This window comes from Limosilactobacillus sp., assembly GCF_040772465.1.
Classification (GTDB): Bacteria; Bacillota; Bacilli; order Lactobacillales; family Lactobacillaceae; genus Limosilactobacillus.
In genome coordinates this window covers 46,476-59,205 of the sequence record NZ_JAXGYB010000003.1, presented here as the reverse complement: position 1 = coordinate 59,205, position 12,730 = coordinate 46,476, and the positions used below count along the sequence as shown (strand labels likewise).

General features: G+C 46.7%; 11 protein-coding genes. All 11 read left to right on the top strand.

What is annotated here, in order from left to right; all coding sequences use genetic code 11:
* Positions 1-62 precede the first annotated feature (62 nt).
* The 11 genes from AB3114_RS03945 (at position 63) to mreC (ending at position 12,727) form a co-directional block, all read left to right on the top strand.
* Entirely contained in the window at positions 63-977 is a 915-nt protein-coding gene (locus AB3114_RS03945) for a magnesium transporter CorA family protein (RefSeq protein WP_367341966.1), read from the top strand.
* Positions 978-1,065: 88 nt separating this feature from the next.
* Positions 1,066-1,332, top strand: coding sequence for an ACT domain-containing protein (locus tag AB3114_RS03940; protein WP_367341965.1), 267 nt, complete (start codon positions 1,066-1,068; stop codon positions 1,330-1,332).
* A gap of 11 nt (positions 1,333-1,343) precedes the next feature.
* Positions 1,344-2,687, top strand: a complete 1,344-nt coding sequence (locus AB3114_RS03935; protein ID WP_367341964.1) for a PFL family protein — start codon at positions 1,344-1,346, stop codon at positions 2,685-2,687.
* A gap of 263 nt (positions 2,688-2,950) precedes the next feature.
* Complete coding sequence (locus tag AB3114_RS03930) at positions 2,951-4,618, top strand: alpha-glucosidase (protein ID WP_367341963.1); 1,668 nt, start codon at positions 2,951-2,953, stop codon at positions 4,616-4,618.
* 281 nt (positions 4,619-4,899) lie between these two features.
* Positions 4,900-5,754 (top strand): transporter substrate-binding domain-containing protein, encoded by an 855-nt coding sequence (locus tag AB3114_RS03925; protein WP_367341962.1) that lies wholly within the window; start codon positions 4,900-4,902, stop codon positions 5,752-5,754.
* 8 nt (positions 5,755-5,762) lie between these two features.
* A complete protein-coding gene (locus tag AB3114_RS03920; protein ID WP_367341961.1) occupies positions 5,763-6,923 on the top strand; it encodes an ArgE/DapE family deacylase in 1,161 nt (386 codons plus the stop codon).
* 172 nt (positions 6,924-7,095) lie between these two features.
* Entirely contained in the window at positions 7,096-8,448 is a 1,353-nt protein-coding gene (locus tag AB3114_RS03915; RefSeq protein WP_367341960.1) for an APC family permease, read from the top strand.
* Between the two features lie 103 nt (positions 8,449-8,551).
* Positions 8,552-9,871 (top strand): folylpolyglutamate synthase/dihydrofolate synthase family protein, encoded by a 1,320-nt coding sequence (locus AB3114_RS03910; RefSeq protein WP_367341959.1) that lies wholly within the window; start codon positions 8,552-8,554, stop codon positions 9,869-9,871.
* 52 nt (positions 9,872-9,923) lie between these two features.
* The gene (locus AB3114_RS03905; protein ID WP_367341958.1) at positions 9,924-10,604 is read left to right on the top strand and encodes a JAB domain-containing protein; all 681 of its coding nucleotides are present in this window, start codon (positions 9,924-9,926) and stop codon (positions 10,602-10,604) included.
* 165 nt (positions 10,605-10,769) lie between these two features.
* Positions 10,770-11,774 (top strand): rod shape-determining protein, encoded by a 1,005-nt coding sequence (locus tag AB3114_RS03900; RefSeq protein ID WP_367342112.1) that lies wholly within the window; start codon positions 10,770-10,772, stop codon positions 11,772-11,774.
* Between the two features lie 95 nt (positions 11,775-11,869).
* Complete coding sequence (mreC, locus tag AB3114_RS03895) at positions 11,870-12,727, top strand: rod shape-determining protein MreC (RefSeq protein WP_367341957.1); 858 nt, start codon at positions 11,870-11,872, stop codon at positions 12,725-12,727.
* The last annotated feature ends 3 nt before the right edge of the window (positions 12,728-12,730 follow it).

Sequence of the window (12,730 nt, the reverse complement as noted above, 5' to 3'; positions counted from 1 at the left end):
TAGTATACAGCTTGGCGCGTCCAAAAGGCGGTCATATAATTAATTAATAGGAGGGGTGGACGATGATCAAAGAACATCACTTGAAGAATTATCTGTGGTTAGAAGTAACGGCGCCGGCGCCTGACGAAATCGGTCACTTGGTAAGTAAGTACCAGCTACCGCGAAAAATCAAGAACTACATGTTGGACCGTCACGAACAGCCACGGGCAACCTATGATATGATTGAGCACCTAGGAATTTTGGTACTGCGTTGCGTTTCGGGACCGAATGGGCCGCAGCAAAGTACTACCCCGCTTTTTTTAGGTTTTAACAAAAACCTCCTCGTAACTGTTATTCACGTTCACAACCAACAGCGTCTCTTTGCCAATCTACCGTTGAATCCGCAGGGGCAAATTCATGAACTGATCTTTCGGATTGTATCGCGGACCCTGGAACCGTACTTTGTGGCTCTCAACGATATCATTGACCGGACCGATAAGTTGTCGAATAAACAGTTGCGTCGCATTACTAATGCCCGCCTGGACGAACTATCGCTACTGAAGACGCGGTTGATCTACCTGCGCTCGGCGACCGCTAGCAACTTGGTGGCTTTGCAAGAATTGCAAACGATTTTCCGGCAACGCTACCAGTCTGATAGTGATGAAAGTAAGACCATTCAACAAGCCCTGAACGATACGTTGGTAGAGTTTAAACAGTGCCAAGCGATGTTTGACGTGGTTAGCGAAGAAGTTAGTGAAGCAGAAAATTCTTTTGGCAATCTTTTGAACAATCGACTTAACGATACGATGAAGTTTTTAACTGTTTGGTCATTACTGCTGGCGATTCCGCCGATTATCTCTGGATTTTACGGCGAAAACGTATCATTGCCATTAGCTGGTCGCCACTGGGCCTGGGTGGATACCCTGCTGATGACAGCGGTACTGATGCTTTTAATGATTTTGATATATGTCCTTCATGTTTACCGCCGGCGTAAATAAGTTAATTGACAATGCCCCTAGTCACTGCACAAAATCCTTGTTATAGTAGGAAAAAAGTCTACTGTATTTGCAGAAAAGAGGAAACAATATGAAAGCAATTTTAACGACGATTGGCAAAGACAAACCAGGTATTGTTGCAGGCGTCTCAGCCTTTTTAGCCTCTCAAGAAATCAATATTCTCGACATCTCACAGACCATCATGGACGGTAATTTTACGATGATGATGATGGTACAGCTGGATGAAAATCAGGATTTTAACCAGTTGATCGAACAATTAAATCAGTTGGGCAAGAAGCTGGATGTCGACATTAATGTGCGAAACGAAGCGCTGTACAACGCTATGCACCAACTCTAGGAGGCATTTGAATGGAAACAGCTAAAATTCGCGAAACACTGCGGATGATCAACGACGAACGGCTTGACCTGCGGACCATCACGATGGGGATTTCGCTTTTTGATTGCATCGATAGCGACAGCGATCGTGCTTGTCAAAAGATCTATGACAAGATCACGACGAAAGCCCGGGATCTGGTCAAAGTCGGCCAGCAATTGGAAGCAGAATATGGGATCAAGATTGCTAATAAACGGGTGGAAGTGACGCCAATCGCTATGATTGCTGCGGCTTCCGGTGATCATGACTACGTCAAGTACGCTAAAACGCTGGATAAGGCCGCCCATGCCATTGGCGTGGACTTCATTGGTGGTTTTTCCGCCCTCGTGCAGAAGGGTTACGGTAGCGGTGACCGTGTACTGATCGATTCACTGCCCCAGGCCTTGGACGAAACGGACTTAGTGTGTGCTTCCGTTAACCTGGGTTCAACGAAGGCGGGAATCAACATGGATGCCGTTAAACAGATGGGTGAGGTTGTCGTGGCCGCATCGAAGCGTGATTACATGTGCAATGCCAAGCTTGTCACTTTCTGCAACGCCGTCGACGATAATCCCTTCATGGCTGGTGGCTTCCTGGGGGTTGGCGAAGCAGATACGGTCATTAATTGTGGTGTCTCTGGTCCTGGTGTTGTTAAGGCAGCTCTGGAAAAAGTGCGTGGCCAGTCGATGGATGTCGTTGCCGAAACGATTAAGCAGACGGCTTTCAAGGTTACCCGGCTGGGTCAATTAATCGGCAGTGAGGCGGCTAAACGTCTGCACACCCGTTTTGGGATCGTTGACCTGTCATTAGCACCGACGGCGGCTGCCGGTGATTCAGTGGCAGAAGTGCTGGAAGAAATCGGCCTGTCTTCGGTTGGGATTCACGGGACGACCGCGGCCTTAGCAATGCTCAACGATGCCGTTAAAAAGGGCGGCATTATGGCCTGCAGTCACGTCGGTGGCCTTTCTGGCGCCTTTATTCCTGTTTCTGAAGATGCAGGGATGATCCGTGCCGTGGAAAATGACCATCTCCACTTCGACAAGCTGGAAGCGATGACGTCCGTTTGTTCCGTCGGCCTCGACATGATTGCCGTCCCTGGTGATACTTCGGCAGCAGTAATCAGCGGGATGATTGCTGATGAAGCGGCCATCGGGATGATCAATGCCAAGACAACGGCTGTGCGGGTGATTCCTGTTCCTGGCAAGAAGGTCGGTGACACGGTTGAATTTGGTGGCCTGCTAGGTCATGCTCCTGTAATGGACGTCGGCTCTGGTTCACCAGCCAAGATGATCAATCGCGGTGGCACTTTGCCCGCCCCGATCCATTCATTCAAGAATTAAAATGGCATAGTGAAGAAGCCTTAGGGAGGACGGGAAGTCTTCTCTAAGGCTTTATTAATAAATAAATATAATATCACTGAAAATAGTTGAACTAATGTTTGTGCAAACGGTTGCCAAGCAATTACTGAACACAAAATATGTTATAAAAGACTGCCATCGTCTGTGAAAGCGGTTGCACTTAACCTGATTCTCACATATACTGTAATTGTCAATAAGAAAAAGCGCTTACGCGCCAGAGAATTACAAAGAAACGAGGAATAAAAATGAGTGAGTGGTGGAAAAAAGCAGTTGTTTACCAAATCTATCCACAAAGTTTTCAGGATACTAATGGTGATGGGATTGGTGATCTGCAAGGCATCATTTCCCGTCTGGACTACCTGCAGAGCTTAGGTGTTAACACCCTCTGGCTGACACCAATTTTTAAGTCACCGATGGTCGACAACGGTTATGACGTGGCTGATTACACATCTATCAACCCCATTTACGGGACGATGGATGACTTTGACGAATTAATCAAGGATGTTCATGACCGTCACATGCACCTGTTGCTGGATATGGTTGTTAACCATACTTCTGACCAGTGCAAGTGGTTCCAGGAATCTAAGAAGTCACGGACAGGCAAGTACGCCGACTACTACATCTGGGAAGATCCAAAACCGGATGGTTCTGCCCCAACGAACATGGGTGGGGTCTTCGGTGGCTCCGCTTGGGAATACGTGCCAGAACGGAAGCAGTACTACCTGCACATGTTTGCTAAGCAGCAAGTCGACTTAAACTGGGACAACCCTGAAGTGCGGAAGGCTGTTTACAACTGCATGATCTTCTGGGCTAAGAAGGGTGTCGACGGTTTCCGTCTCGACTCACTGAACTCCCTGTCCAAGCGCCGTCCATTCGTTGACTTGCCAAAGGCTGCCGGCTCTGACTACGGTAACGTCTTTGCTTGTGTTTCTAACGGACCACACCTTCACGAATACCTGAAGGAAATGAATAAGGAAGTCTTCAGCAAGTACAACATGCTGACGGTCGGTGAAACTTCTAACACGACGGTTCAGGAAGCAACGAAGTACATTCGTCCAGACGAACTGAGCATGGTCTTCCAGTTTGAACACATGGATGTCGACTCTGGTCGCTTCGGTCAATACTCCAACGTTCGCTTCAAGATGAGTGACCTGCGTGACACCTTAGCAAGATGGCAGAAGGGGATGTCATGGAACGCCCTGTACTTAGGCAACCACGACCAACCACGGCTGGTATCTCGCTTCGGTGACGACAAGCACTTCCGCAAGGAATCCGCTAAGATGCTGGCAACGATGTACATCCTGCAAAAGGGAACGCCATACATCTTTGAAGGTGATGAAATCGGCATGACCAACGTCAACTTCAAGAGCATCGATGATTACCACGACTTAGACTCACACCAGATTTACAACCACATGTTGGACTGGGGTGTTTCCAAGGAAGAAGCACTGGACATCATTCAGCGTAAGTCACGGGACAACGGCCGGACACCATTCCAGTGGAATACGGACAAGGAAGCCGGCTTTACTACTGGTAAGCCGTGGATGACCGTTAACTCCAACTACAAGGAAATCAACGCGGCTGAAGCCGAAAAAGATCCAAACTCAATTCTGGCTTACTACAAGAAACTGCTGAAACTGCGTGACAACACTGATACCCTGATCGAAGGCGACTTCAAGCTGTTGTCGCCAGACGATTCCGACATATTTGCCTACGAACGGAAAGATGACAAGGCAACTTACCTGGTTATTACTTCATTTGCTAAGGACAAGGTACGTTATGACCTGTCAACGATTGACCAGAAGTTTGATCAATTGGATGTCGCTTTGAATAACTACGATGATCTGGAAGAAGCCGACAATGTGCTCTACCTCAAGCCATACCAGGCATTGGTTGTAAAGGTCAAAGACTAATCACGATGAAATAACAAAAGGAGGACGCAATTTGCGTCCTCCTTTTTTAGTGGCACGAAGCCACTCCTGCCAAGGGTGCTTTCATTATAGCACAGTCTAATATGCGAGAAATTCAGTAAAAATTCATAATTAGCCTTGTAATATGAATCAATATGCATTACTATATGAATGTCATGTGAATATATACACCAATTTACGCAATATAAGCAATAATATTCATCTAACGACTAATAATTATCTAACTTCATGATGAATATTGATGAATAATGGAGGATGTTCCTATGAAGTGGAAAAAGATTAAAAAATTAGCTTTGGTAGCAGCCGCTGCCCTCTTAACAATATCATTTGGATTGGCTGGTTGTGGTAACAAGTCAGCTTCCAGCGACCAGAGTGTCCAAAAGATTAAGGATAAGAAAACTTTAGTGGTCGGCACTTCAGCCGACTTTGCGCCGATGGAATTTCCCATTACCCAAAACGGCAAGACTAAGTATGTCGGCTTTGATATGATGCTGGCCAATAAGATTGCTAAGGATATGGGGGTCAAGGTGAAGGTTGTCAACGTCGCCTTCCCATCATTGATCAGCGAACTGAAGAACAACAAGGTCGACATCGTCCTCGCCGGGATGACATACACGCCAGCTCGTGCCAAAGTCGTGGCTTTCTCCAATCCTTACCATAATGACAAGGATAAGGGAACGAATAACGTTTTGCTGATCAAGAAGTCTAACCTGAATAAGTACACCACCAAAGCTTCGCTGAAAGGGAAGTCCGTTGGTGCTCAACAATCATCTAATCAGGAAGCACTGGTTAAGTCCAAGTTGAAGGGATCGAAGCTGGTTGTGGAGAGTTCTAACAACGCCATGGCCACTGAAGTCAAGAACGGCACCATCCAGGCGATGATGTGCAGTGGTGATACAGCTAAAGGTTACGTTCACAAGTATCCGAATACTTATGCATTAGCTAAGATTAAGATTTACACCCCAGCTAAATACACGGCTGATCGGGCGATCGTCCGGAAGAATGATAAGGCACTCTTGAAGGAAGTTAACAAGGTCATTGCCCAACAGAAGAAGAGTGGCAATCTGACGAAGATGTACGCCAAAGCAGTTAAACTCCAGCACAAATATGGAAAGTAGGCTGAATTATGGACCAAACAAAACAATTAGAGATCTTTAAGAATATTATCAACATTCCATCAGTCAACGACCATGAGGCAGACGTGGCAGATTATATTGCCAGCCTTTTCAAGCCATACTCGGATAAGGTGGACGTCGAGCACGTGACCTATGCACCCGGCCGAGACAACCTGGTAGTGACCACGAAGGGTGGCGATGGCCCAGTTTTCGGTCTCTCTGGCCATTTGGATACGGTGGCAACCGGCAATCTAGATGACTGGGCGACTGATCCCTTTAAGGCAACAGTCAAGGACGGCAAGCTTTACGGACGTGGCGCTGCCGATATGAAGAGCGGGGTGGCAGCAATCGTCTGCGCGCTGCTCGAGATGCTGGATGGGACCACGCCGCTTCCTGGCAAGATTAAATTATTATTGACAGTTGGCGAAGAAACCGGCGAATACGGGGCTGCTGAACTGACCAAGAAAGGCTACGTCGACGATCTCGGGGCCTTAGTTATCTCGGAACCTGGCGACAACATGAGTAAACTGACTTACACTTCTAAAGGGGTGATTGATTATAAGGTCACCTCTGTCGGCAAGTCTGTTCACAGCTCCTTCCCTGATAAGGGCATTAATGCGATCACTAACTTGCTCGATTTCGTCAACCAAGTGGAAGACGTGCTAGGACAATTCGAGCACGTAGAGAATCCCGTTTTGGGCCATCAAGTGTCCAGTGTGACGAAAATCGGGGGTGGTGACCAGGTCAACTCGATTCCTTCAGAAGCTTGGATGATGGGCAACATTCGGACAATTCCAGAACACCCGAATAAGGAAATTTATGCCGCTTTGGAAGGCCTAGTGGCTAAGTGCAACCAGATGCCAGATCACAAATTAAGCATCCAATACTCCTATCCTGAAGAACCGATGGTCGGTGATCCGAATTCAAAGTTGATCCAGCAGGCTAAGAGTGTTCATGACCAGATGTTTGACGATCCGGTTCAGGTAGTGGGCAGTGGCGGTGCTAATGATGGGTCCGAATTTACCCAGTCCAGCAATGACTTCACCAGTATTTTGATCGGCCCAGGGTCGGCAACGTCACATCAACCGAATGAATACTGCGATTTGAATATTTATTACAAGTCAGTTCAGTTTTACGAAAAATTAGCAAAACTGTATTTTGACCAGCTTTAAAGAAGTTCAATGTGTATTTAACTTTAAAAATTAAATTAGTCGGTGGTTTTTTACCACCGACTTTTTGCTAACTTGAACCCGATAATTGTTCAGACCACTTGATTCTCATGAATATTAGTGTTATTTTTATAAACGTCGATTATTAAAATTTGATTAAAAAGGGGCGAGAATGATGGATAAACAGCAACAGGACCACGAGCTGAAACGCTCACTTGGCCTTGGATCAGCATTGTCAATTGTTGTGGGGACCCTGATCGGTTCAGGGATCTTCTTTAAGCAAGGATCAGTATTGGACAGTGCTGGTTCATCTACGATGGCCCTGTTAGCCTGGATTCTTGGTGGGATCATCACTCTTGCCGGTGGGTTAACAGTGGCCGAAATTGGGGCACAGATGCCTTACACTGGTGGGCTTTATGTCTACATTGAAAATATCTATGGCCGCCTGATGGGCTTTATGGCCGGTTGGATGCAGGTGATTGTCTACGGACCAGCGATCATTGCTTCGGTTGCCGGCTTTATGAGTATCTTAATGGCTAACTTCTTTGGCCTCGGAGCTCAGTGGCGGGCACCGCTAGCCATCATCACGGTTTTAGCGATTACGGTTATTAATATTTTGGAAAATAAGGCCGGTGCTTGGTTTGCTATCATCACTACGTTAGGTAAGATGATTCCAATTGCGGCTATCATTATCTTCGGTGTCTTCTTTGGTCACCAGCACGCTTTGGGCCAAACGGTGGCTGAAGTTCACCAGAGCGCTGGTAATTTCGGTGTCGCTATCCTGGCAACGCTGTTCGGCTACGATGGCTGGATCCTGGTTGCTAGCCTTGGTGGTGAAATGAAGAATCCTCAGAAAGTGCTGCCAAAAGCAATTGTCCTGGGGATTACATTTGTCCTAATTGTGTACACTTTGATCACTTATGGGGTCTTGCGTTTCATTCCGGTCGAGACGATTCACCGCTTGGGTGAAAACACGACTTCATACATGTCGAAGGCCGCTTTCGGAACGATCGGGGGCAAGCTGTTGGACGCGGGGATCATCATTTCGATGATGGGCACCCTAAACGGGAAGATTATGACTTTCCCACGGATTGTCTATGCCATGGCAAAGCGTCATGATTTACCGTTCTCCAACTTGCTCGGCTACGTGACGCCTAAGTCGCGTGAACCACTTTCGGCACAGCTGTTCATTTTTATCTTATCAGCGATTATGATGTGCTTCTTTGATCCGGACCGTCTGTCAGACCTGTGTGTGTTCACGGTTTATATTTTCTACACCTTAGCTTTCGTCGGTATCTTCATCTTGCGGAAGCGCAATCCGGATCCATCGGTTCGGCCGTTTAAGACGCCGCTCTATCCGTTTGTGCCGATTGTTGCTTTGGCTGGTGGTATTTTTGTTTTGATCAGTGAAATTTTCAACGATCCGCAGGGCGTGATCCTTTTCGTAGTGATCGTTGTCGTCGGTTTGCCGGTGCTGGCCCTCGTCAAGTGGCTGGATAAGCGCCGCATTGAAAAGAGTAAATTTTAAAAAATTAGAAGGTTGGAAAACATTGCGTTTGCCAGCCTTTTTATTTGGCGGTTGTTTTGCCTTTTAAAATTTGCCATAATGGGGCCAATATGGAGGCACGATGATGACAGAAATAAAAACGGTGACGGACGCCCTGAACTTTATTCATGGCCGGACAAAATTCAAAAAGATACCTACGTTAAAGCGAATGCGGGCATTTTTACAGGCATTGGGCAATCCACAGAAGGGATTAACTTATTTGCACGTCACGGGAACGAATGGTAAGGGATCGGTCGTTGCAATGACGCGGCAAATGCTGATGGGGCAAGGACTGACGGTGGGCACCTTTACTTCACCCTTCATCACGAAATTCAATGAACGGATCGAGCTAAATGGCCAGCCCATTAGCGATGCAGATTTAGTTAAATACACCCAGCGCGTGGCTAAAGTAGTGGATCAACTTGATCAAACATTGCCAACTGGCGGTCCTACGGAATTTGAGATCGATACAGCCATCATGTTCTCATATTTTGCTGACGTCCGGCCTGATGTGGTCATTTTGGAAGTTGGCATTGGTGGCCTCTATGATTCAACGAACGTGATTGAGGATCCGGTGGCCACGGCCATCGTTACCGTTGGCTACGATCACATGAGAATTTTAGGCAACACCTTGGCCGCAATTGCTCAGCAAAAAGCCGGCATCATCAAAGAGGGACGGCCGATGGTGGTTGGCCAGTTGCCAGCTGAAGCACTGCAGGTGATTCAGCAGACCGCACAAGAAAAACATGCTCGGCTGTACCAAGCCGGCGTTGAGTTTCAAGTGAAGAAAAGCAATGGCCATGCTTTTCGGAGCCAAATTAATTATGATGGTTTGCAATTGCACCACTTTAAGGCTCGCTTAGGTTTGGGTGGTGATTACCAGGTGGCTAATGCTGGGGTGGCGATCACTTTAGTCCAACTGTTTTGTCAGCATGCTGGCTTGCGGATTGATCGGCAGGCCCTCAGTCAAGCATTGTTTGAAACAAGTTGGCCAGGACGCTTGGAAGTGATGAATGATGAGCCACTTGTCATTTTAGATGGTGCCCATAATTTACCGGGAATTCAGGCTTTATGCCACACCATTCGCGATGACTTTGCGGATCGTGATGTTTACTTGTTGGTGGCTATTCTGGCAGACAAGCAATACGATTTGATGCTCGGTGAGCTGGCTAGTTTGCCGAACGTCCACATTACCGTTACTAATTTTGCCGGTCCGGGCCCGAAGCGGCCGAGTGCCGACCTCGGCAAAGTGGTCAAAGAGATTAAAACCCGTTATCCGATGCAGGTAGCTGATAATTGGCAAATCGCATTTGCCCAAATGGCACGTTCCATTAGTAGTGACGACGTTTTGCTGGTCACGGGTTCGTTATACTTTATTTCGGACGTCCGTCATCTTTTCGATTAATTTCGCTACTTATCACTGAATTCTCCGTACTTAAATGTAGGGAGGATTTTTTATGTTAAACCTAAAAAAGAAAAAAACGTGTTTATTCTCAGTGCCCGAAGATGCCACAGCTGCTGACTTTCAACATTGCTATCATAAGCTGTTGCGTGAATATTTTGCTCGAATTCCAAATGGTACTCATTTGCGCCAATCATTTTTAGCTTGCTGCCCTTGTGCTAACCAGTTACGTAATCTCAGCGCCGAAGAGGAATCCTCATTGCTGGAAGAAAATGAAGCAGTGATGGGACCATTACTAGCTGCAATTCGGCTAGGACAGCTGGCCTTGACCTGCCCGCATGAGATAATTGGGCATGCTTATTCTAGCAACCAGCTTGGCAACGACTTAGTGGAAGAAATGGCTGCGTGCCAGCAGGAAGAAGTGATTATTGGATTAACTGATGTTCACAACGAATTTATCGCTAAGAAAGTCCTCTTTCGCGGCGGTATATCAGATTGCCATCTGTATCCGGATCGTGTGTATCACTTTGCACTCCAATCTAACGCAAAGGGGATTGTGATGATCCATAACCACCCAACTGGTGAAGTGGCGCCTTCCACAGAGGATCTCGCCATGATGCGTCGGTTGGATAAGGGATGTGCTCTTTTGGGGCTGGGCCTGATTGACTGTTTAATTATTGGTAAGGGTGAATACTACAGTTGGCGAGAAGCATCTCTTAATGAGGCGGCTTGCTAAGGTTCTTAAGCTTTTCTTATGGCTGGTAAAATTTGTTTGGAAAGACCCTGAATTGTTGTATAGTAAGCACTGTTAAACTGCTGCTTGCGTATGGTATAATGTTGCAGATAGTGAAAACAATTCATACAAAAACAACAACGAATTAATATGAAGGGAAGAAAAATTTTGCTAGGAATGGGAACAACTAATATTGGTATTGATCTTGGGACTGCCAATACGATTGTTTATATCGAAGGCAAAGGGATCGTTCTTCGCGAGCCATCAGTAGTTGCCCGCAATACCAAAACAAATGCCATCGTTGCGGTTGGTTCTGAAGCTCGTGACATGATTGGCCGCACACCTGCCAGTATCGCGGCAATTCGCCCAATGAAGGACGGGGTTATTGCTGATTATGATACAACCGTTGCAATGATTCAGTATTACATGAATAAGGCTCTCGGCAGGAAATCAAGCAAGCCATACGTCATGGTTTGTGTCCCAACGGGAGTTACTGAAGTCGAAAAGCGGGCAGTTATCGATGCCACCCGTGTAGCGGGTGCACGTGATGCCTACGTTATTGAAGAACCATTTGCAGCTGCTATTGGTGCTGGTCTGCCAGTGATGGACCCAACTGGTAGCATGGTTGTTGACATCGGTGGTGGTACCACTGACGTTGCTACTATTTCACTTGGTGGGATTGTTTCCAGCCGTTCTATTCGGATGGCCGGTGACAAGATGAATGACGCCATCGTGGCCTTTGTTCGTAACCAAAAGAATCTCCTGATTGGTGAACGGACGGCTGAAAAACTGAAGTGGGACATTGGATCCGCTTCGGTTAAAGATGCTGCTGAAATGGGCACGACCGAAATTCGTGGTCGTGATCTAATGACTGGTCTACCAAAGACAATTGAAGTTTCAGCTACTGATGTTTCACAAGCCCTTCAGGATGTGGTTAATGAAATCATTGTGGCAATCAAGGGTACGCTGGAAGATACTTCTCCTGAAATTGCTGCTGATGTTATTGATCACGGGATTGTTTTAACTGGTGGTGGTGCTTTGCTTAAGCATTTGCCAACTGTTATTGCCGATGCGACGAAGGTACCAGTTTTCATTGCTAAGGATCCGTTGGATTGCGTGGCTATCGGAACTGGTGAATCTTTAAAGAGCATTGATGTAATGAAGAAAAAGTAATTGATGGTGGATTGCGCCACCGTTGAGCGGGGCTGTCTGCAAAACAATAAGTTTTGCCAGCCCCGTTTCATTGTTATTAGTGATGGAGGATATTAATGCATAAGTTTTTCTCGAATCGCCGGCTTGTGATCCTCGTCGTAATCCTGGTCGTGTGCTTCGGATTAATGGCTGGTTCAGTGACACTGCGTAATCGCCGCAGTACACCGCCGCTGATTCAACAGTTTGGCAATGATGTGGTGGGATTTGCTGACGGAGTCGTCGCTTACCCGATCAATGGCTTACAGCACGGGATGGATTCTGTTTCTGAACTGATGAATGCTTATCAGGAAAACCGTGAATTAAAGCAGCAAGTCACTCAGCTAGCTCAGACTCAGGTTCGTGACCAAACGTTAGCGCGTGAGAATAAACAGCTGAAACAAGAATTAAAATTGAACCACTCATTAACTGATTATTCAACAGTGACGGCTTCAGTGTTGAGTCGGACACCATCAACTTGGCAACAACAGCTGATCATCAATAAGGGCCAGACGAGTGGTGTTAAAAAGAATATGCCTGTTTTATCTGGCGCCGGTTTAGTTGGCCGTGTCAGTGAGGTCAATAAGACCAATTCAAAAGTTGAATTATTGAGCGACACCGGCGAATCTGCTAACCGTTTTGCTATTCACATTAACGGTTCAGCTGGCAAAAGCGTTAACGGTGTGATCACTGGCTATAATTCTTCTACCAACTTGCTTGAAGTTGGTCAGGTTAGCTCCAAAGCCAAGATTTCTAAGGGTGAACGAGTTGTGACATCTGGTATGGGTGGCATCACCCCTAAGGGCCTGTATGTCGGACGCGTTGCGCGTGTTGGCAAGGATGACTATGGTTTAGCACAAAAGATTTATATTACCCCGGCAACCAACTTTAACGAAATTAACATCGTGACGGTTGCTGAGCTCGATTCAGAGGAGTAGTGA